Source organism: Comamonas sp. 17RB, assembly GCF_030056555.1.
Taxonomy (GTDB): Bacteria; Pseudomonadota; Gammaproteobacteria; order Burkholderiales; family Burkholderiaceae_C; genus Comamonas; species Comamonas terrigena.
Genome location: NZ_JASHHY010000009.1, coordinates 1 through 23,216 on the forward strand (window position 1 = coordinate 1; position 23,216 = coordinate 23,216).

Genomic DNA, 23,216 nt, shown 5'->3' on the forward strand with positions numbered 1-23,216 from the left:
ATTTTAAACAACCACACCCCGCAACACGCTTTGTTTTTTTTTTTGGGGGGGGTTGTTTTTTTTTATTACTTTACTTGGGTTTGGGGGGCGGGGGCGCGGGGGGGGCGGCCCCGCTGCCCAGCGAACAGGTCTGGCCCGATCCTCCCCCGTGGCCGGGATCCATGTGACGGCGGGGAGCGCTTGCAAACACACCAACAGGAGACAGCTATGAACGTGCAATTTCGGGCCATTGCCTTTGCCGCTGCGGCACTGGTAGCAGGCCATTCCGCCTGGGCCGGTGAAGCCGAGGCCAAGAAATGGGTGGACAGCGAATTCCAGCCCAGCACCTTGAGCAAGGACCAGCAGATGGCCGAGATGAAATGGTTCATCGAAGCGGCCAAGAAGCTGCAGGCCAAGGGGGTGAAAGAGATTGCCGTGGTGTCCGAAACCATCACCACGCACGAATACGAAAGCAAGACGCTGGCCAAGGCCTTCACCGAAATCACCGGCATCAAGGTGACGCACGACCTGATCCAGGAAGGCGATGTGGTGGAGAAGCTGCAGACCTCGATGCAGTCGGGCAAGAGCATCTACGACGGCTGGATCTCGGACTCCGACCTGATCGGGACCCACTACCGCTACGGCAAGATCATGAACCTGACCGACTACATGGGCGGGGCCGGCAAGGAGTGGACCAATCCCGGGCTGGACCTGAAGGATTTCATCGGCATCAGCTTCACCACCGCCCCGGACGGCAAGGTCTACCAGCTGCCCGACCAGCAGTTCGCCAATCTGTACTGGTTCCGCGCCGATCTGTTCGAGCGCAAGGACCTGAAGGACAAGTTCAAGGCCAAGTACGGCTACGACCTGGGCGTGCCGCTGAACTGGAGCGCCTATGAAGACATTGCCGAATTCTTCACCAACGATGTGAAGACCATCGATGGCAAGCCCATCTATGGCCACATGGACTACGGCAAGAAGGACCCGTCGCTGGGCTGGCGCTTCACCGATGCCTGGCTGTCCATGGCGGGTGCGGCCGACAAGGGCATTCCCAACGGCATGCCGGTGGACGAGTGGGGCATCCGCGTGGCGGATGACAAGTGCACGCCGGTGGGCGCCTCGGTCTCGCGTGGCGGGGCCACCAATTCGCCGGCCGCGGTCTATGCGCTGACCAAGTATGTGGACTGGATGAAGAAGTACGCGCCCAAGGAAGCCATGGGCATGACCTTTGGCGAATCCGGCCCCGTGCCGGCCCAGGGGCATATTGCGCAGCAGATCTTCTGGTACACCGGCTTCACCGCCGACATGACCAAGCCGGGGCTGCCGGTGGTGAACGCCGATGGCTCGCCCAAGTGGCGCATGGCCCCCGGCCCCAACGGCCCGTACTGGAAGCAGGGCATGCAGAACGGCTACCAGGATGTGGGCAGCTGGACCTTCTTCAAGAACCATGACGCCAACCGCACGGCTGCTGCCTGGCTGTATGCCCAGTTTGTGACGGCCAAGACCACGAGCCTGAAGAAGACCATCGTGGGGCTGACGCCGATCCGGGAATCCGACATCCGCTCCAAGGCCATGACCGATATGGCGCCCAAACTGGGCGGGCTGGTGGAGTTCTACCGCAGCCCGGCCCGGGTGGCCTGGACGCCCACCGGCAACAACGTGCCCGACTATCCCAAGCTGGCCCAGCTGTGGTGGAAGAATGTGGCCCAGGCCGTGACGGGGGAAAAGACACCGCAGGCGGCCATGGACACGCTGGCGGAGGAAATGGACCAGGTGATGGCCCGTCTGCAGCGCGCCGGCATGGCCCAGTGCGCGCCCAAGCTCAACCCCAAGGGGGACCCAGCCAAGTGGCTCAGCGACCAGCATGCGCCATGGAAGAAGCTGGCCAATGAAAAGCCCAAGGGCGAAACCATTGCCTACGACAGCCTGCTGAACGCCTGGAAGAACGGCAAGGTGCGTTGAGTGGGCCTGCTGCCTGCGCACCCTGGGCAGGCAGCAGCGCCAGGCAGGGCGTGTGCCAGGGGCAGCCCTGCCCGCAGTACGGCGTGGCGACGCCGTTTCTTTTTCGTATTGTGAATTTTTGCCGTGTAACGAGCAGAAGCGAAACAAAATTTCGCGCAAAAACGCGCACTAAAAACGAAAAAGAGCGAAAATTCTGTTTGCCCCTTTGGGTTTTTCCGTGGCGCAGCTGTTGTGACCCTGCGGGAAGGCCTTCACCAGATTTTTGCCCATGAACACCACCGCCCCCCAGTCTACCGACCGCGCCGCCCTGCTGGAGCGGCTGGCACAGCCCGAAACCTATGATCTGGCCATCATCGGCGGCGGTGCCACCGGCCTGGGCACGGCGCTGGATGCCGCTGCACGCGGCTTCAAGGTGGTGCTGCTGGAGTCCCACGACTTTGCCAAGGGCACGTCCTCGCGCGCCACCAAGCTGGTGCACGGCGGTGTGCGCTATCTGGCCCAGGGCAATATCGCCCTGGTGCGCGAGGCGCTGCACGAGCGCACCACGCTGCTGCACAACGCGCCCCATCTGGCGCAGCCGCTGGCGTTCGTGATGCCGTCCTACCGCCTGCTGGACACGCCGTTCTACGGTGCCGGCCTGAAAATGTACGATGCGCTGGCCGGCAAGGACGGCCTGGGCCGCACCGAATTCCTCAGCCGCGACAAGACCTTGCGCTTTCTGCCCACGGTGCGCGGCGAAAGCCTCAAGGGTGGCGTGAAGTACTGGGATGGCCAGTTTGACGATGCCCGCCTGGCGCTGGCGCTGGCGCGCACGGCCGTGGCCAAGGGGGCGCTGCTGGTGAACTACTGCCCGGCCAAGGAGCTGGTGCACGAAGCCGGCAAGGTGGCCGGGGTGGTCTGCGAAGACGCCGAGACCGGCCGTCGCTTTACCGTGAAGGCGCGCTGCGTGGTGAACGCCACCGGCCCCTGGGTGGATCTGTTCCGCCAGCAGGACGCCGAGCTGCTGGGCAAGCCGGTCAAGCCCATGGTGGCGCCCAGCCAGGGCGTGCACGTGGTGGTGGACCGCGATTTCCTGCCCTCGGACCACGCGCTGCTGGTGCCCAAGACGGCCGACGGCCGGGTGCTGTTTGCCGTGCCCTGGCTGGGCAAGGTCATCCTGGGGACCACCGACACGCCCCGCAACGACCTGGCGCGCGAGCCGCAGGCCTTTGCCGAAGAGATCGAATTCATCCTGCGGGAAGCCGGCAACTACCTGAGCCGCCGCCCCACGCGGGCCGACATCCGCAGCATCTGGGTGGGCCTGCGCCCGCTGGTCAAGCCGCAGGACGATGACGGCGAGAACACCAAGAAGATCAGCCGCGAACACACGGTGCTGACCAGCAAGTCCGGTCTGGTGACCGTGACCGGCGGCAAGTGGACCACCTACCGGGCCATGGCCGAGGATGTGCTGTCCGAATGCTTCAGCCAACGCCTGCTGGATCCGCGTGCCGGCGGTGTGACCGTGCACCTGCCGCTGGTGGGGGCACCCGCCGCAGGTACTGTGCGCCACGGCATGAATGCCGCCCAGGGGCTGCACAGCTATGGCACCGAGGGGGAGGCCGTGCAGGCGCTGCCCGGGGCCGGTGTGGAACTGGTGCCTGGCCTGACCGAGGCCATGGTGCGCTTTGCCGTGCGCTTTGAGTATGCGCGCACGGTGGAAGACATGCTGGCGCGCCGCAGCCGCCTGCTGTTCCTGGACGCCCGCCAGGCCGCGGCCGTGGCGCCGCGTGTGGCCGAGATCCTGCAGGAAGAGCTGGGACAGGACCCCCGTCTGGAAGATTTCCTGGCACTGGCGCAGCAGTACCTGCCCGCCGGCGCCTGAGGGCAGGGTGCCTGCGGCCGCGGTTCCGGGTGGCCGTTGCTGCGGCGTTCTCCGTCCAGGTCGGACCATGCACCCCACAAGCCGCTTCGGAATGGAGCGGCTTGTGCGTTTCTGGTTTCTGGCAGGCTGTTGCGTGCTGCGCCTTTTTTTGCGCAGAACGCTTTGTTGCAAGGGCCGCGGCAGCTATGGTTTTGGGGGTGTGTCGGCGCCGGTGCGGGAGGCATTTGCGCAACAGGGGAATGCCTGGCTAAACGCTTGACGCATAAAGGAATTTCTGCGACAATCCCAGGCTTCACATGTAAAAGTGTGAGCTTTCTGCCCAGCGGGAAGCCTTTCGGAATGGTCCGAGAGGTGGACGACGGGCCCAAGACTGACCGGCTGTTTTGTTCAGCCCTTGAGAAGTTCTCTGGGGCTGTCGAGATTGCTGGAGCAAGTTGGGAATATTGAAATGATCCAAACAGAATCTCGTTTAGAGGTTGCCGACAACACCGGCGCGAAGTCTGTCCAGTGCATCAAGGTGCTGGGCGGTTCTCATCGTCGCTACGCAAGTGTTGGCGACATCATCAAGGTGAGCATCAAAGAAGCCGCTCCGCGTGGCCGCGTCAAAAAAGGCGAGGTCTACAGCGCTGTGGTGGTGCGCACTGCCAAGGGCATCCGTCGTGCTGACGGTTCGCTCGTGAAGTTCGACGGCAATGCCGCCGTGCTGCTGAACGCCAAGCTGGAGCCTATCGGCACCCGCATCTTTGGCCCCGTGACCCGTGAACTGCGCAATGAGAAGTTCATGAAGATCGTGTCCCTGGCCCCTGAAGTTCTCTAAAGGAAAAGCACCATGAACAAGATTCGCAAGGGCGACGAAGTCATCGTGTTGGCTGGCCGTGACAAGGGCAAGCGTGGCGTCGTTTCGCTGCGCAAGGATGACTCCCACCTGGTGATCGATGGCATCAACCTGGTGAAGAAGCATGTCAAGCCGAACCCCATGAAGGGCACCACTGGCGGCATCGTGGAAAAGGCCATGCCTATCCACCAGTCCAACGTGGCTATCTTCAATGCTGCGACCGGCAAGGCCGATCGCGTGGGCATCAAGGTGAACGCCGACGGCACGCGTGCTCGCGTGTTCAAGTCCAGCGGCGCCGAAATCAAGGCTGCCTGAGGAGTAACACATGGCACGACTGCAAAAACTCTATCGCGAAAAGATCGCGGCTGAACTGAAAGAAAAGTTCGGCTACACCTCCGCTATGGAAGTGCCCCGTCTGACCAAAATCACCCTGAACATGGGTGTGAGCGAAGCCGTGGCCGACAAGAAGGTGATGGACAACGCCGTGGCTGACCTGACCAAGATCGCTGGTCAGAAGCCTGTGGTGACCAAGGCCAAGAAGGCTATCGCTGGTTTCAAGATCCGCGAAGGCCAAGCTATCGGCTGCATGGTGACCCTGCGTGGCGTCCAAATGTACGAATTCCTGGACCGTTTCGTCACCGTGGCTCTGCCCCGCGTGCGTGACTTCCGTGGTATTTCGGGCCGTTCGTTCGACGGTCGCGGCAACTACAACGTTGGCGTCAAAGAACAGATCATCTTCCCTGAAATCGAATACGACAAAGTGGATGCTCTGCGTGGTCTGAACATCAGCATCACGACTTCGGCGAAGAACGACGAAGAGTGCAAGGCACTGCTCGCTGCGTTCAAATTCCCCTTCAAGAACTGAGGCAGCGCATGGCTAAGAAAGCTTTGATCGAGCGCGAACTGAAGCGCGAAAAACTGGCCGCCAAGTATGCTGCCAAGTACGCAGAATTGAAGGCCATCGCCGGCGACGCCAAGCGTTCCGACGAAGAGCGTGACGCAGCCCGTCTGGGTCTGCAAAAGCTGCCCCGTAACTCGAACCCCACTCGCCAACGTAACCGTTGCGAAATCACGGGCCGTCCCCGTGGCACATTCCGTCAATTCGGTCTGGGCCGCGCCAAGGTGCGTGAAATGGCCTTTGCTGGTGATATCCCCGGCGTGACCAAGGCCAGCTGGTAAGCAAGCAGGAGAGATACAAGATGAGCATGAGTGATCCTATCGCCGACTTGCTGACCCGCATCCGCAACGCCCAAATGGTGTCCAAGGCCACCGTGTCGGCTCCTTCCTCCAAAGTGAAGGTTGCCATTGCACAAGTGCTGAAGGACGAGGGCTACGTTGACGGTTTCGAAGTCAAGACCGAAGACGGCAAGTCTGAACTCGTTATTACCCTGAAGTACTACGCCGGTCGCCCTGTGATCGAGCGTATCGAACGTGTGAGCCGTCCTGGCCTGCGCGTGTACAAGGGCAGCAACGCAATCCCCCAGGTCCAGAACGGTCTGGGCGTGGCCATTGTCACCACTCCCAAGGGCGTGATGACCGATCGCAAAGCACGTGCTACCGGTGTCGGCGGCGAAGTGCTGTGCTATGTGGCCTAACGGACATTAAGGAGAAATACTGAAATGTCTCGCGTAGCAAAAGCTATTGTGACCATCCCCGCTGGCGTGGATGTGTCTTTGAATGCTGACTCCATCAAGGTCAAGGGCAAGGGCGGTGATCTGTCCCTGGCCATGAACGCTCTGGTGGCTATCAGCAATAACGACGGCAAGCTGTCGTTCGCACCCGCTAATGACTCCCGTGAAGCTGACGCTCTGGCCGGTACTTTCCGCCAGCTGGTCAACAACATGGTCAAGGGCGTGACCGAAGGCTTCGAAAAGAAGCTGTCGCTGATCGGCGTGGGCTACAAGGCCGCTGCACAAGGTTCCAAGCTGAACCTGGCTGTGGGCTTCTCGCACCCCGTCAACTTCGAGATGCCTGCCGGCATCACCGTTGCTACCCCCACTCCGACCGAAATCGTGATCAAGGGTGCTGACCGCCAAGTGGTGGGTCAGCTGGCTGCTGAGATCCGCGCCGTTCGTCCTCCCGAGCCTTACAAGGGCAAGGGCATCCGCTATGTGGGTGAGAAGGTCGTGATCAAAGAGACCAAGAAGAAGTAAGGAGCTGCATTATGTTGACCAAGAAAGAGCAGCGTCTGCGTCGTGCACGTCAAACCCGCATTCGCATTGCACAGCAAGGCGTGGCGCGTCTGAGCGTGAACCGCACCAACCTCCACATCTACGCCTCCGTGGTGTCGGAAGATGGCACCAAGGTGCTGGCTTCGGCCTCCACTGCAGAAGTCGAAGTGCGTTCGCAAATCGGCGCCGCAGGCAAGGGTGGCAACGTGGCCGCCGCCACGCTGATCGGCAAGCGCATTGCTGAAAAGGCAAAGGCTGCTGGCGTGGAGAAGGTGGCTTTCGATCGCGCTGGTTTCGCATACCACGGCCGCGTGAAGGCCTTGGCTGAAGCCGCTCGCGAAGCGGGCCTGCAGTTCTAAGCGGAGCGGATAGAAAATGGCAAAGTTTTCCCCCAAGGTGCAAGACGAAGGTCGTGACGACGGTCTGCGCGAAAAAATGATCGCGGTGAACCGCGTCACCAAGGTTGTGAAGGGTGGCCGTATCCTCGGCTTCGCTGCACTGACCGTGGTTGGCGACGGTGATGGCCGCGTGGGTATGGGTAAGGGCAAGTCCAAGGAAGTGCCCGCAGCCGTGCAAAAGGCAATGGAAGAATGCCGTCGCAATCTGGTGAAGGTTTCGCTCAAGAGCGGCACCATCCACCACTCTGTGATGGGTCACCACGGTGCTGCTCGCGTTGAGCTGCACCCCGCCCCCAAGGGTACCGGCATCATCGCTGGCGGCCCGATGCGCGCTGTTTTCGAAGTGGTCGGTATCACCGACATCGTGGCCAAGAGCCACGGCTCTTCGAACCCCTACAACATGGTTCGCGCCACGTTCGACGCTCTGCAAAACGCTACGACCCCTGCGGAAGTGGCTGCAAAGCGCGGCAAGTCGGTTGAAGACATCTTCACCGCCTGATCGGAGTTCAGCACATGACAACGCAACAAACCGTGAAGGTGCAATTGGTGCGCAGCCCCATTGGCACCAAGCAAGATCACCGCGCTACCGTGCGCGGTCTGGGTCTGCGCAAGCTGAATAGCATCAGCGAACTGAAGGACACCCCTGAAGTGCGCGGCATGATTAACAAGATCGCCTACTTGGTGAAGGTTCTCTGAAAGGATTGATGATGGAACTCAATAGCATCAAGCCTGCAGACGGCGCCAAGCACGCCAAGCGTCGCGTGGGTCGCGGTATCGGTTCTGGTCTGGGTAAGACCGCCGGCCGTGGTCACAAGGGTCAGAAATCGCGTTCGGGTGGCTACCACAAGGTGGGCTTCGAAGGCGGTCAAATGCCTCTGCAGCGTCGCCTGCCAAAGCGTGGCTTCAAGTCGCATCTGCTGAAGTTCAATGCAGAAGTGACCCTGTCCGCTCTGGAGCAACTGGGTCTGGCTGAAGTTGATCTCGCAGCACTGAAGCAAGCTGGCCTGGTGCCCGCTATCGCTCAGGTGGTGAAGGTCATCAAGAGCGGCGAAATCAGCAAGGCTGTGAAGCTGAGCGGTATCGGCGCTACTGCTGGTGCCAAGGCTGCCGTTGAAGCTGCCGGTGGCAGCTTCGCTGAATAAGATCTGAAAGAAGACATCCGTGGCTACTAGCGCAGCGCAAATTGCAAAAACTGGCAAGTTCGGTGACTTGCGTCGCCGACTGGTTTTTCTGCTGCTCGCGTTGGTCGTGTACCGCATCGGGACTCACATCCCGGTGCCGGGAATCGACCCTGCGCAGCTGCAACAGCTGTTCAATGGCCAGCAAGGCGGTATCCTCAATCTGTTCAACATGTTCTCGGGCGGCGCCTTGTCGCGCTTCTCGGTGTTCGCTCTGGGGATCATGCCGTACATCTCGGCATCGATCATCATGCAGCTGATGTCTTATGTCATCCCGACATTCGAACAGATGAAGAAGGAAGGTGAGGCGGGTCGTCGCAAGATTACCCAATACACCCGCTATGGCACTTTGGGCCTGGCAATCTTTCAATCCCTGGGTATTGCAGTCGCTCTGGAAAGCCAAGCAGGTCTGGTGTTTGCTCCAGGCATCGGTTTCCGCCTCACGGCGGTGGCCAGCCTGACAGCCGGCACCATGTTCCTGATGTGGTTGGGTGAGCAGATCACGGAACGTGGTCTGGGCAACGGCATCTCCATTCTGATCTTTGCTGGTATCGCCGCAGGCCTGCCCAGCTCGATCGGTGGATTGCTGGAGCTGGTGCGCACCGGTGCCATGAGCATTCTGGCCGCGATCATCATTGTTCTCGTGGTGGCAGGCGTGACGTATTTCGTCGTGTTTGTCGAGCGGGGCCAACGAAAGATCCTGGTGAATTACGCACGCCGTCAAGTCGGCAACAAGGTGTATGGTGGCCAGTCTTCGCACTTGCCGTTGAAGCTGAACATGGCAGGTGTGATTCCTCCCATCTTCGCTTCGTCCATCATCCTGCTGCCCGCAACGGTGGTGAACTGGTTCAGTGCAGGGGAGTCCATGCGCTGGCTGAAGGACATCGCAGGTGCTCTGACCCCCGGTCAGCCCATCTATGTGATGCTCTACGCAGCCGCCATCATCTTCTTCTGCTTCTTCTACACCGCCCTGGTTTTCAACAGCCGGGAAACTGCGGACAACCTGAAGAAGAGCGGCGCCTTCATCCCCGGGATTCGTCCTGGTGACCAGACGGCTCGCTACATTGACAAGATCCTGGTGCGTTTGACACTGGCTGGTGCTGTCTACATCACCTTTGTGTGCTTGCTGCCCGAATTCCTGATCCTGAAGTACAACGTTCCGTTCTACTTCGGTGGTACATCGCTGCTGATTATTGTGGTGGTGACCATGGACTTCATGGCACAGGTGCAGAACTACATGATGTCTCAGCAGTACGAGTCACTGCTGAAGAAGGCCAACTTCAAGACATCTGGCAATTAAGCAAGAAATGGTCTATCCTTGCGGGTTCGCCCGTAAGGTGCCCCAACCTCGTGAAGAGCCCTGCGCATTCTTGTCGGTCACAGGCAGTGTCCAGGACAAGAAAGAGCTCGGATGAAAAGTTTTAGGAGAATGAAATGAGAGTTTCGGCTTCGGTCAAGAAAATCTGCCGCAACTGCAAGATCATCCGCCGCAAGGGTGTGGTGCGCGTGATCTGTACCGACCAGCGCCACAAGCAGCGCCAAGGTTGATTGAAAGTATTAGAGGACTACTAATATGGCACGTATCGCCGGCATTAACATCCCGCCGCACAAGCATGCTGAAATCGGCCTGACCGCCATCTTTGGCATTGGTCGTACCACTGCACGCAAGATCTGCGAAGCATGCGGCATCGATTACTCCAAGAAGGTCAAGGACCTGACTGACGCTGATCTGGAAAAGATCCGCGACCAGCTGACTCCCATGACCCTGGAAGGTGACCTGCGTCGCGAGACCACGATGAACATCAAGCGTTTGATGGACATCGGTTGCTACCGTGGTTTCCGTCATCGTCGTGGCCTGCCCATGCGTGGTCAACGTACCCGCACCAACGCTCGCACCCGCAAGGGTCCGCGTAAGGGCGCAGCGGCTCTGAAGAAGTAAGGATAGATCACTATGGCAAAGTCTCCTTCTAACAACGCAGCTCAACGCGTGCGCAAGAAAGTTCGCAAGAACATTTCTGACGGTATCGCTCACGTTCACGCTTCGTTCAACAACACGATCATCACCATCACCGACCGCCAAGGCAACGCTCTGTCGTGGGCCTCGTCGGGTGGCCAGGGCTTCAAGGGTTCGCGCAAGTCGACTCCCTTCGCTGCTCAGGTCGCTTCGGAAGTGGCCGGCCGTGCTGCTATCGAACAAGGCATCAAGAACGTGGACGTGGAAATCAAGGGCCCCGGTCCTGGCCGCGAATCTTCGGTTCGCGCCCTGGGTGCTCTGGGTATCCGTATCACTTCCATCTCGGACGTGACCCCGGTTCCCCACAACGGCTGCCGCCCTCAAAAGCGTCGTCGTATCTAATCTGTACTGAAGACCACCGCCGCCCTGGGTGTTTCACCCTGGGCGGCTCCCGTGCGTTATTGGCACGGTAGATGAAACAAAGGAAATCAAGTGGCACGTTATACCGGCCCCAAGGCCAAACTCGCCCGCCGTGAAGGCACCGACCTGTTCCTGAAGAGCGCTCGCCGCTCCATCGCGGACAAGGCCAAGTTCGACTCCAAGCCCGGCCAACACGGTCGCACCTCGGGTCAGCGTACGTCTGACTTCGGTCTGCAACTGCGTGAAAAGCAGAAGGTCAAGCGCATGTACGGCGTGCTGGAAAAGCAATTCCGCCGCTACTTCGCTGAAGCCGATCGCCGCCGTGGCAACACCGGCGCCATGCTGCTGACCCTGCTGGAAAGCCGCCTGGACAACGTGGTGTACCGCATGGGCTTCGGCTCCACCCGCGCTGAAGCACGCCAACTGGTGTCGCACAAGGCCATCACCGTGAACGGCAAGTCCGTGAACATTCCTTCCTTCATGGTCAAGGAAGGCGATGTGGTCGCTCTGCGCGAAAAGTCCAAGAAGCAAGCCCGCGTGGTCGAAGCCCTGCAACTGGCTTCGCAAGTTGGCTTCCCCGCTTGGGTGGAAGTGAGCCTGGACAAGGCTGAAGGTACCTTCAAGAAGGCTCCTGACCGCGACGAATTCGGCGCCGACATCAACGAATCTCTGATCGTTGAACTGTACTCGCGTTAATTTTCCCGGTTTTTAGCAACCCGTCCCTACGGCGCGAGGCATCGCGCCGTAGGTGCTTCACCAGCCTTACCGGTGTAACGAGCCGGGGGTATTGAGAGGAAGTCTGCATGCAAACAAATCTGCTGAAACCCAAGACGATCAATGTAGAGCAGCTGGGCCACAACCGTGCCAAAGTGACCCTGGAGCCTTTCGAACGCGGCTACGGCCATACGCTGGGCAACGCCCTGCGTCGCGTGTTGCTGTCGTCCATGGTGGGTTATGCAGCGACGGAAGTCACGATTGCTGGCGTGTTGCACGAGTACTCGTCCATCGACGGTGTGCAAGAAGATGTGGTGAGCATCCTCCTGAACCTCAAGGGCGTGGTGTTCAAGCTGCACAACCGTGATGAAGTCACCCTGAGCCTGCGCAAAGACGGCGAAGGTGTGGTCACCGCTGGTGACATCCAGACTCCGCACGATGTGGAAATCATCAACCCTGATCACGTCATCGCCACCCTGTCGCAAGGCGGCAAGCTGGACATGCAGATCAAGGTGGAAAAGGGCCGTGGCTATGTGCCCGGTAACGTGCGCCGCTATGGTGACGAGTCGACCAAGTCGATCGGCCGTATCGTGCTGGACGCATCGTTCTCGCCCGTGCGCCGCGTGAGCTACAACGTGGAATCCGCTCGCGTGGAACAGCGTACCGATCTGGACAAGCTGGTCGTTGAAATCGAAACCAACGGCGCCATCAATGCCGAAGACGCCGTGCGCGCATCCGCCAAGATCCTGGTGGAACAACTGGCTGTGTTTGCACAGCTGGAAGGCGAGTTCGGTGAAGGCGGCATCCTGCAAGCCGGCGGCAACCAACGTGCCAACGCAACGTTCGATCCGATCCTGCTGCGCCCTGTGGATGAGCTGGAACTGACCGTTCGCTCGGCCAACTGCCTGAAGGCAGAAAACATCTACTACATCGGTGATCTGATTCAGCGCACCGAAAACGAGCTGCTCAAGACGCCTAACCTGGGTCGCAAGTCGCTCAACGAAATCAAGGAAGTCCTCGCTTCGCGCGGCCTGACCTTGGGCATGAAGCTGGAAAACTGGCCACCCGCTGGCCTGGAAAAGCGTTAATCAGACGCTTTTTTCAGCATCACGCTATAATCTGCGGCTCCCCACCCGAGAGGGTGGTGGGCCGCAACATTTATACAGTGCACCGGGCAGTACCTGATACGGCTTGCCCGCAAACATCAAATCAAAGGAAAGCACCATGCGTCACGGTCACGGCCTCCGCAAACTGAACCGCACTTCGTCTCACCGCAAGGCGATGCTGCAAAACATGATGAATTCGCTCATCGAGCACGAAGCCATCAAGACCACCGTCCCCAAGGCCAAGGAACTGCGCCGCGTGATCGAGCCCATGATCACCCTGGCCAAGGTTGACTCCGTTGCCAACCGCCGTCTGGCTTTCGACCGTCTGCGCGACCGCGACAGCGTGACCAAGCTGTTCAACGTGCTGGGTCCCCGCAACGCCAAGCGTCCTGGCGGCTACACCCGTATCCTGAAGATGGGCTTCCGCGTGGGCGACAACGCTCCCATGGCCTATGTGGAACTGGTTGAGCAAGAAGAAGTGGCTCAAACCCAAGCTGCAGAATAATTCTGTGCTATAATTTGGACATATCGCGAGGTGGAGCAGTCTGGTAGCTCGTTGGGCTCATAACCCAAAGGTCGTTGGTTCAAATCCAGCCCTCGCAACCAAATTCATCAACGCCTGCTGGAAACAGCAGGCGTTTTTGTTTTTGCATCTCCCATGCCCCATTGGAGCATCGGCTCCGCCGGCGTCCCATGGGTCTGGAGGCACAGCCGGCACGATCTGTGCAGCGCTGGAGAGCGGGCACCCAGGCATTCGCCGTGCACCGGTGCTGCGGGGCGGTGCCGTGCAGGACCCTCGCAGCGGCCTGTATCTGCTGGCTTTGCACCTATGCGCCGCATGCGCCTTGCTACCAGGCGCATGCCTTTGTCTTGAATCTGAAGCGGTTGCGGCAGCGACCGCGCCTCTTTGGAAGAAATGCAGCCCGCTTTCGGCAGCGGCTGCCCCCGGAATTCGCTATGCAGACCCTCACTGGCACCACCCTTGGCATCGACTTTGGCACCTCCAACTCCGCCATGGCCTGGCGCCAGGGCGCGCGTGCGGCACAGCTGCTTGCGCTGGAAGGCGGCGCCACCGGCATGCCCACGGCGCTGTTCTTCAATACGGAAACCCAGGGCACGCACTTTGGCCGTGACGCCATGCGCCAGTACCTGGCGGGGGAAGACGGTCGGCTGATGCGCTCGCTCAAAAGCCTGCTGGGCAGCAGCCTGTTGCAGGACAAGACGGCCGTGCATGGCCAGATGGTCAGCTACCAGGACATCATTGCGCTGTTCCTGAAGCAACTCGCCCAGCGGGCCCAACAGGAGCTGGGCGGCTTGCCTGAGCGCGTGGTGCTGGGCCGCCCGGTGCATTTTGTCGATGCCCATCCCGAGCGCGATCGCCAGGCGCAGGATGCGCTGGAGCAAGCCGCGCAGGCCGCCGGTTTTGCGCAGGTGGAGTTCCAGCTGGAGCCCATTGCCGCCGCGCTGGACTACGAACAGCGCCTGGAACGCGAGACCGTGGTGCTGGTGGTGGACATCGGCGGCGGCACCTCCGACTTCACCGTGGTGCGCCTGGGGCCGCAGCATGCGGGCAAGCCCGACCGCGCGGCCGACATCCTGGCCACCAGCGGCGTGCACATCGGCGGTACCGACTTTGACCACCGCCTGAGCGTGGACACGGCGATGCCGCTGCTGGGCCTGCGCCACACGGGGCCCAGCGGCCGCGAAGTGCCCAGCCGCGTGTTCTACGACCTGGCCACCTGGCACCTGATCCAGTGGCAGTACAGCCCCAAGGCGCTGCGCGATGCGCAGGCCCTGCGCACCGACTACCGGGACGCGCAGCTGCACCAGCGCCTGATGGCGGTGTTAGAAGAGCGCCTGGGCCACCGGCTGGCCGATGCGGTGGAGCAGGGCAAGATCCAGGCCTCCAGCACCGGCGGCGATGCGCTGCTGGACCTGGGCTGGCTGGAGACGGGTCTGCAGACCGGCATCACCCAGGACGGGCTGCACCGCTCGCTGCAGGCGCCGCTGGTGCAGGTGGTGGAATGTGCCCAGCACTGCGTGCAGCTGGCGGGCTTGCCGGCCGGGGGCGTGGATGCCATCTACCTGACCGGCGGTTCATCTGCGCTGCGCACGCTGCGCGATGCGCTGGCCCAGGCCTTCCCGGCCGTGCCCCAGGTGGAAGGCGATCTGTTTGGCGGGGTGGCCACGGGCCTGGCCTACGCCTGAAGCCGCGCGCAGCGCCTGTCCAGGCGCTGTGCCTGCTTATGCGGCTTCGTCGCCGTCCTGGTCCGCGCGCTTGAACTGCAGCGCCAGGTCATAGAGCTGGTTGCGGTTGCCGCCGGTGATGTCGGCCGCCAGCTTGACGGCGGTCTTGGTCGGCAGCTCGGCCAGCAGCAGGCGCAGCACACGTTCGGCGTCGCCGTCATCCTGGTGCACCGCCACCGGGTGCAGCACCACCACAAACTCGCCCTTGGCGCGGGTGGCATCGCCATTCAGCCAGGCGGGCAGGTCCTGGGCGGCGTGGGTGCTGATCTGCTCGAACTGCTTGGTGATTTCGCGCGCCAGCGTCACCGGGCGCTCGCCCAGCACGGCCAGGGCCTTGGCCAGCTCGTGGATGCGGTGCGGGGCTTCCAGCAGCACGGTGCAGCGCGGCTCGGCGGACAGCCGCTGTACGGCGGTCTGGCGCTCGGCATTCTTGGTGGGCAGGAACCCGGCAAACACAAAGCCACCATCGGTCTGGCCCGGCGGCACGCAGCCGGCCACGCTGATGGCGCTGGTGATGCTGCTGGCACCCGGCAGCGGCATGCAGCGCAGCCCGGCCGCCTGCACGGCGGCGCACAGGCGCGCGCCGGGGTCGCTGACGCCGGGGGTGCCGGCATCGCTGACATAGGCAATGCGCTGGCCTTGCTGCAGGCGTGCGATCACGCCGGCGGCGGCTTCGGCCTCGTTGTGCTGGTGCACGGCCAGCAGCTGGCTGCCGGGGCGCTCCAGGCCGTAGCTGCGCAGCATGCCCTGGGTGTGGCGCGTGTCCTCGCAGGCCACAGCATCCACCAGTTGCAGCACATGCAGGGCGCGCAGCGAGATGTCAGCCAGGTTGCCGATGGGCGTGGCCACCACATACAGCGTGCCCTGCGGATAATTCTGGGCAGCCGCTGCCTCGCGGGCAGCATGCAGGGCCGGAGCGAAAGAGGTGCTCAATGGGTTTCCTTGGAAAAGAGCCGCCGCTGGAGGCAAAAAAGCCGCCGCCGGAGGCGGCCACAGGCCGCACGCCGGGGCAGCAGGCCGAAGACCGGGCGCTGCGCCACGCGCTGGCGCGCGGCTGGCGGCTGATAGAGCGCAATTATCGGACGCCTGGGCGCGGCGGGGGCGAGATAGACCTTATCTTGCGTGCCGCGGATGGCACGGTGGTGTTCGTGGAGGTGCGCAGCCGCGCCAGCAGCCAGTTTGGAGGGGCCGATGGCAGCATCCATGCAGCCAAGCGCCAGCGCATCGTGCTGGCCGCCCGCCACTGGCTGGCGCGCCAGCCGTCGGTGCCGGCCTGTCGTTTTGACGCGGCCCTGGTGCAGCAGGACCAGCTGCAGTGGCTGGAGGCGGCCTTCGACGCAGAATGAGGCCGGGTGCCAGCGCCTGCCGTCCGCCGCGGCCAGGCTGTTGCGGCCACAGGGGCGTTGCACACAGTGCCAGCACAAACTTTCTGCTACCAAAGGTATAACGCAGCACAGGTATCATCGCAGCCCATGCTAGAGCTACGTATCCAACAGCATTTCATCGACAGCGCCGACCTGAAATACCAGGCCGCCCAGGCGCTGAGCCAACCCATTGCCTTGGCCGTGCAGGCCATTCTGGCCAGCGTGACCAGTGGCGGCAAGGTGCTGGCCTGCGGCAGCGGCGTGTCCGCCAGCCAGGCCCAGACCTTTGCCACGCTGTGCGTGACCGGCTTCGAGCGCGAACGTCCCGAACTGGCGGCCATGGCCCTGGGCAGCGACGGCGGGCTGCTGGGCGGCTCGGCCGGTACGGCGCCGGGCTCGCAGTACCTGGCGCGCCAGGTGCGGGCGCTGGGCCAGGCGGGCGATCTGCTGCTGGTGATCTCGGTCAGCGGCAACGACCACAGCCTGCTGGAAGCCGTGGATGCGGCGCACGAGCGCGAAATGATGGTGGTGGTGCTCAGCGGCCATACTGGCGGCGCCCTGGCTTCCCGGGTGCGCGAGACCGATGTGCTGATCTGCGTACCGCATGAGCGGGCTGCGCGCGTGCGCGAAGCCCATGAGTTGGTGGTCCATTGCCTGTGCGACGGCGTGGACACACAGTTGCTTGGCGAACAGGAGATGTTATGAAGCGAATGGGTTCCCCTCTGGTACGCGCAGTCTTGGCTGCGGCAGCCATCACGGCAGGCCTGTCGGGTTGCGTGCCCCTGGTGGTCGGCGGCGGCATGGCCACCGCGGCACTGTCGGCGGCCGATCGCCGCACGACCGGTACGCAGGTGGAAGACCAGGGTATCGAGCTGCGGGCGCAGGACCGCATCCGCCAGTCCCCGCTGAACGAGCGCAGCCGCGTCAACATCACCAGTTTCAACCGCAAGGTGCTGATCACCGGTGAAGTGCGCAACGAGCAGGACAAGCAGGAAGTGGCCCGCATCGTGCGCGATGTGAACAATGTGGACGGCATCCACAACGAGCTGGAAGTGACGCCGTTTTCCTCTTCGCTGGGCCAACGCAGCAAGGACACCCTGCTCACCAGCCAGGTCAAGGGCAGCCTGATCAATTCGCGAGATCTGCAGGCCTCGGCCATCAAGGTGGTGACCGAGATGAACGTGGTCTACCTGCTGGGCATCGTGACCGAGCGTGAATCCCGGCGCGCCGCGGAAATTGCCCGTGGCGTGAACGATGTGCGCAAGGTGGTGCGGGTGTTCGAGCTGACCACCGAAGATGCGCTGGCCAACTACATGCCCGGCAGTGCGCCGGTGACGCGCGACCCTGCGGCAGAGAACTGACCGCCAGGCGTTCCACGCCCAATGCAAAACGGCAGCCACGAGGCTGCCGTTTGTTTTTGGGGGGGCAGCCGAAGCTGCACCGATCAGCGCAGGCGGCGGATCAGGCTGGAAGTATCGTTGCGACCGCCGTCCATGGCCTGCACGTCGGCGTAGAACTGGTCCACGAGGGCGGTCAGCGGCAGGCGGGCGCCATTGCGCTTGGCCTCGTCCAGCACCAGACCCAGATCCTTGCGCATCCAGTCCACGGCAAAGCCGAAGTCGAACTTGCCTTCCACCATGGTCTTGCCGCGGTTTTCCATCTGCCAGCTCTGGGCCGCGCCCTTGCTGACCACGTCCAGCACCTTGTTCACATCCAGTCCGGCCTTTTCACCGAAGGCAATGGCTTCGGACAGGCCTTGCACCACGCCGGCAATGCAGATCTGGTTGACCATCTTGGTCAGCTGGCCCGCGCCGCTGGCGCCCATCAGCGTGAAGGCGCGCGAGAAGCACTGGGCCACCGGGGCCACGGTGTCGAACACGCTCTGGTCGCCGCCGCACATCACCGTCAGCGCACCATTCTGGGCACCGGCCTGGCCGCCGGAGACCGGGGCGTCGATGAAATGCTGCCCCTGGGCCTGTGCCGCGGCATACAGCTCGCGGGCCACTTCGGCCGAAGCGGTGGTGTGGTCGACAAAAATGGCGCCCGCCTGCATGCCGGCCAGGGCACCGTCGGCGCCCAGCACCACGGAACGCAGGTCGTCGTCATTGCCCACGCAGCAGAACACGATGTCGGCGCCCTGGGCCGCCGCACGCGGGGTGGCGGCTTCGGCGCCGCCGAATTCGGCCACCCAGGCCTGGCGCTTGGCGGCACTGCGGTTGTACACGGTGACCTGGTGGCCTGCCTTGGCCAGGTGGCCGGCCATGGGGTAGCCCATGACGCCCAGGCCCAGGAAGGCAACTTTGCGGGAAGGAGTGGCTGCGTAATCGCGGGGGGTGATGCTCGACATGTCGGTGGATCAGAAAGGCAGAAAGCAGCGCACAGACGCTGCGGCGAAGCCCCCATGGTGACACAGGCGGCCCCGCTTGTCGCCCCTTCTTGCGACAGATCAGACACCGGTGAAGTGGACGCTGGCAGCGGCCTGGTCCGAACCCGGGTGCGGGTTGCGAGGACCGGCTCCATGCGGCACAAGGGTTTGGTACGCTCCACGGCTTATGACGACCATAGCCGAGAACCTTCAGCGCATACACAGCCGCATGGCACGCGCCTGCGATGGCGCACAGCGCCCCCACGCCAGCGTGGGCCTGCTGGCCGTGTCCAAAACCTTTGGTGCCGATGCCGTGCGCGAGGCGGCGCTGGCCGGCCAGCGCGCCTTTGGCGAGAACTACATCCAGGAAGCCGTGGACAAGATCGCCCAGGTGCGCGCCATGGCCGATGTGCCGCCGCTCACCTGGCACTGCATAGGCCCGATCCAGAGCAACAAGACCCGGTTGGTGGCCGAGCACTTTGACTGGGTGCACACGGTGGACCGGCTGAAGATTGCCCAGCGCCTGTCCGACCAGCGGCCTGCCAGCCTGCCGCCGCTGCAAATCTGTCTGCAGGTGAATGTGGACGGAGGGGAGACCAAATCCGGTTGCAGCCCGCAGGAGGCGCTGGCACTGGCCCAGGCCATTGCCGCCCTGCCGCGGCTGCAGCTGCGCGGGGTGATGAGCATTCCCGATCCCCAGCCTACTCCCGAGGCCATGCTGGCCGTGCACCAGCGGGTGGCGGCCGTGTTTGCGCAGATCCGCGCCAGCGGCCTGCCGGGGCTGGAGACCTTCGACACCCTGAGCCTGGGCATGACCGACGATCTGGAACTGGCAGTGCAGGCCGGCAGCACCCTGGTGCGCGTGGGCAGCGGCATCTTTGGCCGCCGCAGCTACCCGGCGGCGCCTGTCGCCTGAGTGCGCGCCACCGTGATGGCCTGCGCCAGATCAGCCGAAGGGGGACAGACGGCATATTAAGATGGGGACATACCTGTCCGACCCGGTGGCCACAGAACCACCCGCCGGACCTGATCCATTGCTCAAGGAGATACCCCTTCATGCCCGGACTGTTGCCCGATATCGATCCCGATGGACTGCTGGAATTCTCGGTGGTCTACACCGACCGCGCCCTGAACCACATGTCCAAGCGCTTTGCCGGCGTGATGCAGGACATTCTGGGGACGCTCAAAGAGGTCTACCACGCCCACACCGCCGTGCTGGTGCCCGGCAGCGGCACCTTTGGCATGGAAGCCGTGGCGCGCCAGTTCGCCAACGGCGAGAAGGTGCTGATCGTGCGCAACGGCTGGTTCAGCTACCGCTGGACGCAGATCTTCGACACCGGCAACTTTGGCCTGGGCGGCGGTGCCGTGGTCTGCAAGGCGCGCAAGCAGGGCGAAGGCAGCCAGGATCCGTGGACACCATGCCCTGCACAGGACGTGGCCGACACCATCCGCGCCGAGCGCCCCAAGGTGGTGTTCGCCCCCCATGTCGAAACGGCCAGCGGCATCATGCTGCCCGACGACTACATCCGCACCATCGCCGATGCGGCCCATGACGTGGGCGCGCTGATGGTGCTGGACTGCGTAGCCTCCGGCGCCATGTGGATCAACATGGAAAAGACGGGCGTGGATGTGCTGATCAGTGCGCCGCAAAAGGGCTGGAGCAGCTCGCCCTGCTGCGCCATGGTGATGCTCTCGGCCCGTGCACGCGAAGCCATCGAACACACGCAAAGCTCCAGCTTCTCCTGCGATCTGAAGAAGTGGATGCAGATTGCCGAAGGCTACGAAAAAGGCCAGCACGCCTACCACACCACCATGCCCACCGACGCCCTGGTGCGCCTGCGCGACGTGATGCTGGAAACGCGTGCCTACGGCTTCGAGAAGGTGCGCGAGGAACAGATCGCCCTGGGTGACCAGGTGCGCAAGCTGCTGGAGTCGCGCGGTTTCCCCAGCGTGGCGGCCGGCGGGTTCAAGGCCCCGGGTGTGGTGGTGAGCTACACCACCCACCCCGACATCCAGAGCGGCAAGGCCTTCCTGAATGTGGGTCTGCAGACCGCTTCGGGTGTGCCGCTGATGTGCGACGAAGGTCCGGATTTCAAGACCTTCCGCATCGGCCTGTTCGGCCTGGAGAAGTGGCACAACGTGGACCGCACCGTGGGCCATCTGCGCGATGCGCTGGACCGCATCGGGGTGTGATGCACTCTGAGGCGGTGTGTGCCTTTCCCCGCTCCGGCAGCGCCGCTGGGGAAGGGGGCTCCGGCCTGTTCTATGGTTGAAAGGGCCGTTCCGGCGCAGCGCATGCGCGGGCACGGTCCCGGTGAAAGGAAATTCCCATGTTTGCACGCATTGCAGGCGCTGCCTGCCTGATGGGCGCGATGCTGGCCGGTCACGCACTGGCACAGTCGCAACCGGTGACCTCGGCCAGCGGCCTGGTCTATGAAAGCCTGAAGGAAGGCACGGGCGCGAGCCCCAAGGCCACGGACAAGGTGAAGGTGCATTACCGCGGCTACTTTCCGCAGACCGGCGCGGATTTCGACAGCTCCATCACCCGGGGCGAGCCGATCGAGTTCCCGCTCAACGGCGTGATTCCCTGCTGGACCGAAGGTGTGCAGAAGATGAAGGTGGGGGGCAAGGCGCGCCTGACCTGCCCGCCCGGCATTGCCTACGGCAGCCGTGGTGCGGGCCGGGTGATTCCGCCCAACGCCACGCTGATGTTTGAAGTCGAGCTGCTGGGCATCAACGGCAAGTAAGCGCCGCGGCGTGCCGCCGGTCGGCGGCCGCTCCGGTCCGATGCCGGGCTGCGGGGCGTATCGGGTGCAGGGGTATGGCCTGTGGCACGGTGGCACAGGCCGCAGGCCGGAGAGGGGCGTGGCATGCGCTGGACCGCCCACGCCCACGCGGTCCATCCGCCTGGGTCTGGGACTCGCTTGCGGTCGTCCCAGCCTGTGGGCTTACTTGTAGAACACCTCGACCGGGCCCTTGAGCTTGATCAGCAGCGGGTAGCCCTTGCGGTCCACGGTCTTGCCGGCAGGCACACGCACCCAGCCTTCGCTGATGCAGTATTCCTCCACATCGAAACGCTCCTTGCCGTTGAAGCGGATGCCGATGTCGTGCTCAAAAATCGCGGCCACATAGTGGGGGCTGCGCGGGTCGATGGAAAGGTGGTCGGGCAGCTCGGGGCGGGTGTCGCTCATGGTGCAGGTCGGTCAGAGAGTTGTGAATGCCCGGATTGTCCGGGATTTGCCTTGGCCCTGGCGCCCGCTGCCGTGCTGCGGCTGCGGGAGGGCCCTACACCGGGCAGCCACCAACGCGTGCTAGGCTGAAACCGCTGCTGAGGCAGATGGGCTGCTGCAGCGCGCCGGAGTGAACCGCACGCTTATGACTTCGACTGCATCCACACTGCACCGCGCCAAGCGCCTGGCGCTGGGTCTGCTGCTTCTGGTGACGGCCGTGTTTGTGGCCACCCATTTTCTGCCGCAAACGCTGCTGGTGCGCTGCCTGCAGTCCATGGCTGAAGCTGCCATGGTGGGCGCACTGGCCGACTGGTTTGCGGTGTCGGCACTGTTTCGCCACATCCCCATTCCCTGGGTGCAGCGGCACACGGCCATCATCCCGCGCAACAAGGACCGTATCGGCGAGAACCTGGCCGTGTTCGTGCGCGACAAGTTCCTGGATGCACCCTCGCTGGTGGCGCTGCTGCGCCGCCACGATGCCGCCCAGTCGCTGGCCGACTGGCTGGGCGCGCCCGGCAACAGCCAGATGCTGGGCCGTCAGTTGGCCCGTCTGGCCCAGGCCGGGCTGGAGATGGTGCAGGATCGGCAGGTGGAACGGCTGCTGACCCAGACGCTGCGCAGCGTGCTGGCGCAGGTGGACCTGTCGCGCTCGCTGGCTACGGTGCTGGGGGCGTTGACGCAAGGCGGTCGCCACCAGGCGGTGCTGGACGATGTGCTGCGCCGCATCGGCGGCGTGCTGCAGCAGGCCGATACGCACCACTTCATTGCCGAAGCCATCGTGCAGTGGCTCAAGCGCGAGCACCCATTGAAGGAAAAAATGCTGCCCACCGACTGGCTGGGCGACAAGGGGGCCGAGTTGGTGGCCCAGGCACTGGAAAGCCTGCTGGACGACATCGCCCACAACCCCCAGCACCGCATGCGCGAGGCCTTCGATGCGGCCGTGCAGCGGCTGATCGTGCGGCTGCAGAACGACCCGGACTATGCGGCGCGCGCCGAGCAGGTGCGCCACTACCTGCTGCACGACGAGAAGCTGGCCGCCTATCTGCGCGACCTGTGGAGCGGCATGCGCCAGCGCCTGGAGGCAGATCTCGACAACCCGAAATCGCATATCGCGCGCAAGCTGGGCGGCCTGGGGCGCTGGCTGGGTCTGTCGCTGGCACAGGATGCGGCGCTGCGCCGCTCCATGAACGAACGGCTGGAGCGCTGGGCGCAGGCGCTGGCGCCCGAGGTGTCGGAATTCATTGCCCGCCACATCCGCGAAACCGTGCAGCGCTGGGATGCACGCGAGCTGTCGGCCCTGGTGGAGCAGCACATCGGCAAGGACCTGCAGTTCATCCGCATCAACGGCACCTTGGTGGGCGGCGCCATCGGGCTGCTGCTGTTTGCCTTCAGCCATCTGCCCGAACTGCTGCGCAGCATGCCGCGCTGAACC

At 63.2% G+C, this 23,216-nt stretch carries 30 protein-coding genes and 1 tRNA gene; 28 read left to right on the top strand and 3 right to left on the bottom strand.

Annotated elements, in window-relative coordinates; translation table 11 throughout:
* Nucleotides 1-207 precede the first annotated feature (207 nt).
* The 21 genes from QM470_RS16270 (at nt 208) to QM470_RS16370 (ending at nt 14,786) form a co-directional block, all read left to right on the top strand.
* Nucleotides 208-1,941 carry an ABC transporter substrate-binding protein gene (locus QM470_RS16270; protein WP_280024768.1) on the top strand — a complete coding sequence of 578 codons (1,734 nt, stop codon included), beginning with the start codon at nt 208-210 and terminating at the stop codon, nt 1,939-1,941.
* A 268-nt stretch (nt 1,942-2,209) separates the two neighbouring features.
* Nucleotides 2,210-3,802: a glycerol-3-phosphate dehydrogenase/oxidase gene (locus QM470_RS16275; RefSeq protein ID WP_218334114.1), complete on the top strand. Its 1,593-nt coding sequence runs from the start codon at nt 2,210-2,212 to the stop codon at nt 3,800-3,802.
* A 448-nt stretch (nt 3,803-4,250) separates the two neighbouring features.
* Entirely contained in the window at nt 4,251-4,619 is a 369-nt protein-coding gene (gene rplN, locus QM470_RS16280; RefSeq protein WP_016449173.1) for a 50S ribosomal protein L14, read from the top strand.
* A 12-nt stretch (nt 4,620-4,631) separates the two neighbouring features.
* Nucleotides 4,632-4,952, top strand: coding sequence for a 50S ribosomal protein L24 (rplX, locus tag QM470_RS16285; protein ID WP_066541323.1), 321 nt, complete (start codon nt 4,632-4,634; stop codon nt 4,950-4,952).
* Nucleotides 4,953-4,962: 10 nt separating this feature from the next.
* The gene (rplE, locus tag QM470_RS16290) at nt 4,963-5,502 is read left to right on the top strand and encodes a 50S ribosomal protein L5 (RefSeq protein WP_066541321.1); all 540 of its coding nucleotides are present in this window, start codon (nt 4,963-4,965) and stop codon (nt 5,500-5,502) included.
* A gap of 8 nt (nt 5,503-5,510) precedes the next feature.
* A complete protein-coding gene (gene rpsN, locus QM470_RS16295; RefSeq protein ID WP_066541319.1) occupies nt 5,511-5,816 on the top strand; it encodes a 30S ribosomal protein S14 in 306 nt (101 codons plus the stop codon).
* Between the two features lie 20 nt (nt 5,817-5,836).
* Nucleotides 5,837-6,232 (top strand): 30S ribosomal protein S8, encoded by a 396-nt coding sequence (gene rpsH, locus QM470_RS16300; protein WP_066541317.1) that lies wholly within the window; start codon nt 5,837-5,839, stop codon nt 6,230-6,232.
* A 24-nt stretch (nt 6,233-6,256) separates the two neighbouring features.
* A complete protein-coding gene (gene rplF / locus QM470_RS16305; protein WP_066541315.1) occupies nt 6,257-6,790 on the top strand; it encodes a 50S ribosomal protein L6 in 534 nt (177 codons plus the stop codon).
* 11 nt (nt 6,791-6,801) lie between these two features.
* Nucleotides 6,802-7,167: a 50S ribosomal protein L18 gene (gene rplR / locus QM470_RS16310; protein WP_066541313.1), complete on the top strand. Its 366-nt coding sequence runs from the start codon at nt 6,802-6,804 to the stop codon at nt 7,165-7,167.
* Nucleotides 7,168-7,183: 16 nt separating this feature from the next.
* Nucleotides 7,184-7,705, top strand: coding sequence for a 30S ribosomal protein S5 (rpsE, locus tag QM470_RS16315; RefSeq protein ID WP_066541309.1), 522 nt, complete (start codon nt 7,184-7,186; stop codon nt 7,703-7,705).
* 14 nt (nt 7,706-7,719) lie between these two features.
* Nucleotides 7,720-7,902, top strand: a complete 183-nt coding sequence (gene rpmD / locus QM470_RS16320; protein ID WP_066475638.1) for a 50S ribosomal protein L30 — start codon at nt 7,720-7,722, stop codon at nt 7,900-7,902.
* A gap of 11 nt (nt 7,903-7,913) precedes the next feature.
* Complete coding sequence (gene rplO, locus QM470_RS16325) at nt 7,914-8,348, top strand: 50S ribosomal protein L15 (protein WP_066541308.1); 435 nt, start codon at nt 7,914-7,916, stop codon at nt 8,346-8,348.
* 19 nt (nt 8,349-8,367) lie between these two features.
* Nucleotides 8,368-9,684, top strand: a complete 1,317-nt coding sequence (gene secY, locus QM470_RS16330; RefSeq protein WP_066541306.1) for a preprotein translocase subunit SecY — start codon at nt 8,368-8,370, stop codon at nt 9,682-9,684.
* 134 nt (nt 9,685-9,818) lie between these two features.
* Nucleotides 9,819-9,932: a 50S ribosomal protein L36 gene (gene rpmJ / locus QM470_RS16335; protein WP_003050535.1), complete on the top strand. Its 114-nt coding sequence runs from the start codon at nt 9,819-9,821 to the stop codon at nt 9,930-9,932.
* A 25-nt stretch (nt 9,933-9,957) separates the two neighbouring features.
* Nucleotides 9,958-10,323, top strand: a complete 366-nt coding sequence (rpsM, locus tag QM470_RS16340; RefSeq protein WP_066541304.1) for a 30S ribosomal protein S13 — start codon at nt 9,958-9,960, stop codon at nt 10,321-10,323.
* Nucleotides 10,324-10,335: 12 nt separating this feature from the next.
* Nucleotides 10,336-10,740 (top strand): 30S ribosomal protein S11, encoded by a 405-nt coding sequence (gene rpsK / locus QM470_RS16345; protein WP_066541302.1) that lies wholly within the window; start codon nt 10,336-10,338, stop codon nt 10,738-10,740.
* A 90-nt stretch (nt 10,741-10,830) separates the two neighbouring features.
* Nucleotides 10,831-11,454 (top strand): 30S ribosomal protein S4, encoded by a 624-nt coding sequence (gene rpsD / locus QM470_RS16350; protein WP_066541300.1) that lies wholly within the window; start codon nt 10,831-10,833, stop codon nt 11,452-11,454.
* Between the two features lie 107 nt (nt 11,455-11,561).
* Entirely contained in the window at nt 11,562-12,560 is a 999-nt protein-coding gene (locus QM470_RS16355; RefSeq protein WP_066541298.1) for a DNA-directed RNA polymerase subunit alpha, read from the top strand.
* A 136-nt stretch (nt 12,561-12,696) separates the two neighbouring features.
* Nucleotides 12,697-13,083 (top strand): 50S ribosomal protein L17, encoded by a 387-nt coding sequence (gene rplQ / locus QM470_RS16360; RefSeq protein WP_066541296.1) that lies wholly within the window; start codon nt 12,697-12,699, stop codon nt 13,081-13,083.
* A gap of 24 nt (nt 13,084-13,107) precedes the next feature.
* Nucleotides 13,108-13,184, top strand: a tRNA-Met gene (locus tag QM470_RS16365).
* A 351-nt stretch (nt 13,185-13,535) separates the two neighbouring features.
* A complete protein-coding gene (locus QM470_RS16370) occupies nt 13,536-14,786 on the top strand; it encodes an Hsp70 family protein (protein ID WP_283339979.1) in 1,251 nt (416 codons plus the stop codon).
* A 36-nt stretch (nt 14,787-14,822) separates the two neighbouring features.
* Here QM470_RS16370 and rsmI read toward each other — a convergent pair whose 3' ends face one another.
* On the bottom strand, nt 14,823-15,758 hold the full coding sequence (gene rsmI / locus QM470_RS16375; protein ID WP_283339980.1) for a 16S rRNA (cytidine(1402)-2'-O)-methyltransferase: 936 nt from the start codon (nt 15,756-15,758) through the stop codon (nt 14,823-14,825).
* Between rsmI and QM470_RS16380 the strand changes: the two genes are divergently transcribed.
* The 3 genes from QM470_RS16380 to QM470_RS16390 all read left to right on the top strand — a co-directional run bounded on the left by QM470_RS16380 (nt 15,758) and on the right by QM470_RS16390 (nt 17,550).
* On the top strand, nt 15,758-16,171 hold the full coding sequence (locus QM470_RS16380; RefSeq protein ID WP_283339982.1) for a YraN family protein: 414 nt from the start codon (nt 15,758-15,760) through the stop codon (nt 16,169-16,171). The genes rsmI and QM470_RS16380 overlap by 1 nt on opposite strands.
* A gap of 126 nt (nt 16,172-16,297) precedes the next feature.
* Nucleotides 16,298-16,894 carry an SIS domain-containing protein gene (locus QM470_RS16385; protein WP_066541284.1) on the top strand — a complete coding sequence of 199 codons (597 nt, stop codon included), beginning with the start codon at nt 16,298-16,300 and terminating at the stop codon, nt 16,892-16,894.
* On the top strand, nt 16,891-17,550 hold the full coding sequence (locus tag QM470_RS16390; RefSeq protein ID WP_280014128.1) for a BON domain-containing protein: 660 nt from the start codon (nt 16,891-16,893) through the stop codon (nt 17,548-17,550). Before QM470_RS16385 ends, QM470_RS16390 begins: the two co-directional genes overlap by 4 nt.
* Before the next feature lie 83 nt (nt 17,551-17,633).
* On the opposite strand, the gene QM470_RS16395 is transcribed toward QM470_RS16390, so the two are convergent.
* Nucleotides 17,634-18,536 (bottom strand): NAD(P)-dependent oxidoreductase, encoded by a 903-nt coding sequence (locus QM470_RS16395; protein WP_218334118.1) that lies wholly within the window; start codon nt 18,534-18,536, stop codon nt 17,634-17,636.
* A 205-nt stretch (nt 18,537-18,741) separates the two neighbouring features.
* Here QM470_RS16395 and QM470_RS16400 point away from each other — a divergent pair, with 205 nt between their 5' ends.
* From QM470_RS16400 to QM470_RS16410, 3 genes are all read left to right on the top strand, one after another.
* On the top strand, nt 18,742-19,470 hold the full coding sequence (locus tag QM470_RS16400; protein WP_283339984.1) for a YggS family pyridoxal phosphate-dependent enzyme: 729 nt from the start codon (nt 18,742-18,744) through the stop codon (nt 19,468-19,470).
* Nucleotides 19,471-19,610: 140 nt separating this feature from the next.
* On the top strand, nt 19,611-20,747 hold the full coding sequence (locus QM470_RS16405; RefSeq protein WP_066541276.1) for an aminotransferase class V-fold PLP-dependent enzyme: 1,137 nt from the start codon (nt 19,611-19,613) through the stop codon (nt 20,745-20,747).
* 170 nt (nt 20,748-20,917) lie between these two features.
* The gene (locus QM470_RS16410) at nt 20,918-21,301 is read left to right on the top strand and encodes an FKBP-type peptidyl-prolyl cis-trans isomerase (protein WP_225608885.1); all 384 of its coding nucleotides are present in this window, start codon (nt 20,918-20,920) and stop codon (nt 21,299-21,301) included.
* Nucleotides 21,302-21,502: 201 nt separating this feature from the next.
* Here QM470_RS16410 and QM470_RS16415 read toward each other — a convergent pair whose 3' ends face one another.
* Complete coding sequence (locus QM470_RS16415; RefSeq protein ID WP_066541273.1) at nt 21,503-21,745, bottom strand: DUF3297 family protein; 243 nt, start codon at nt 21,743-21,745, stop codon at nt 21,503-21,505.
* A gap of 184 nt (nt 21,746-21,929) precedes the next feature.
* Between QM470_RS16415 and QM470_RS16420 the strand changes: the two genes are divergently transcribed.
* A complete protein-coding gene (locus QM470_RS16420; RefSeq protein WP_283339985.1) occupies nt 21,930-23,213 on the top strand; it encodes a DUF445 domain-containing protein in 1,284 nt (427 codons plus the stop codon).
* Nucleotides 23,214-23,216: the final 3 nt, after the last annotated feature.

Bases quoted from the DNA above. Each gene is read 5' to 3' on its own strand.
- QM470_RS16270 (WP_280024768.1), top strand. From the start codon at position 208: ATGAACGTGCAATTTCGGGCCATTGCCTTTGCCGCTGCGGCACTGGTA.
- QM470_RS16275 (WP_218334114.1), top strand. From the start codon at position 2,210: ATGAACACCACCGCCCCCCAGTCTACCGACCGCGCCGCCCTGCTGGAG.
- rplN (WP_016449173.1), top strand. From the start codon at position 4,251: ATGATCCAAACAGAATCTCGTTTAGAGGTTGCCGACAACACCGGCGCG.
- rplX (WP_066541323.1), top strand. From the start codon at position 4,632: ATGAACAAGATTCGCAAGGGCGACGAAGTCATCGTGTTGGCTGGCCGT.
- rplE (WP_066541321.1), top strand. From the start codon at position 4,963: ATGGCACGACTGCAAAAACTCTATCGCGAAAAGATCGCGGCTGAACTG.
- rpsN (WP_066541319.1), top strand. From the start codon at position 5,511: ATGGCTAAGAAAGCTTTGATCGAGCGCGAACTGAAGCGCGAAAAACTG.
- rpsH (WP_066541317.1), top strand. From the start codon at position 5,837: ATGAGCATGAGTGATCCTATCGCCGACTTGCTGACCCGCATCCGCAAC.
- rplF (WP_066541315.1), top strand. From the start codon at position 6,257: ATGTCTCGCGTAGCAAAAGCTATTGTGACCATCCCCGCTGGCGTGGAT.
- rplR (WP_066541313.1), top strand. From the start codon at position 6,802: ATGTTGACCAAGAAAGAGCAGCGTCTGCGTCGTGCACGTCAAACCCGC.
- rpsE (WP_066541309.1), top strand. From the start codon at position 7,184: ATGGCAAAGTTTTCCCCCAAGGTGCAAGACGAAGGTCGTGACGACGGT.
- rpmD (WP_066475638.1), top strand. From the start codon at position 7,720: ATGACAACGCAACAAACCGTGAAGGTGCAATTGGTGCGCAGCCCCATT.
- rplO (WP_066541308.1), top strand. From the start codon at position 7,914: ATGGAACTCAATAGCATCAAGCCTGCAGACGGCGCCAAGCACGCCAAG.
- rpmJ (WP_003050535.1), top strand. From the start codon at position 9,819: ATGAGAGTTTCGGCTTCGGTCAAGAAAATCTGCCGCAACTGCAAGATC.
- rpsM (WP_066541304.1), top strand. From the start codon at position 9,958: ATGGCACGTATCGCCGGCATTAACATCCCGCCGCACAAGCATGCTGAA.
- rpsK (WP_066541302.1), top strand. From the start codon at position 10,336: ATGGCAAAGTCTCCTTCTAACAACGCAGCTCAACGCGTGCGCAAGAAA.
- QM470_RS16355 (WP_066541298.1), top strand. From the start codon at position 11,562: ATGCAAACAAATCTGCTGAAACCCAAGACGATCAATGTAGAGCAGCTG.
- rplQ (WP_066541296.1), top strand. From the start codon at position 12,697: ATGCGTCACGGTCACGGCCTCCGCAAACTGAACCGCACTTCGTCTCAC.
- QM470_RS16370 (WP_283339979.1), top strand. From the start codon at position 13,536: ATGCAGACCCTCACTGGCACCACCCTTGGCATCGACTTTGGCACCTCC.
- QM470_RS16380 (WP_283339982.1), top strand. From the start codon at position 15,758: ATGGGTTTCCTTGGAAAAGAGCCGCCGCTGGAGGCAAAAAAGCCGCCG.
- QM470_RS16385 (WP_066541284.1), top strand. From the start codon at position 16,298: ATGCTAGAGCTACGTATCCAACAGCATTTCATCGACAGCGCCGACCTG.
- QM470_RS16390 (WP_280014128.1), top strand. From the start codon at position 16,891: ATGAAGCGAATGGGTTCCCCTCTGGTACGCGCAGTCTTGGCTGCGGCA.
- QM470_RS16395 (WP_218334118.1), bottom strand. From the start codon at position 18,536: ATGTCGAGCATCACCCCCCGCGATTACGCAGCCACTCCTTCCCGCAAA.
- QM470_RS16400 (WP_283339984.1), top strand. From the start codon at position 18,742: ATGACGACCATAGCCGAGAACCTTCAGCGCATACACAGCCGCATGGCA.
- QM470_RS16405 (WP_066541276.1), top strand. From the start codon at position 19,611: ATGCCCGGACTGTTGCCCGATATCGATCCCGATGGACTGCTGGAATTC.
- QM470_RS16410 (WP_225608885.1), top strand. From the start codon at position 20,918: ATGGGCGCGATGCTGGCCGGTCACGCACTGGCACAGTCGCAACCGGTG.
- QM470_RS16415 (WP_066541273.1), bottom strand. From the start codon at position 21,745: ATGAGCGACACCCGCCCCGAGCTGCCCGACCACCTTTCCATCGACCCG.
- QM470_RS16420 (WP_283339985.1), top strand. From the start codon at position 21,930: ATGACTTCGACTGCATCCACACTGCACCGCGCCAAGCGCCTGGCGCTG.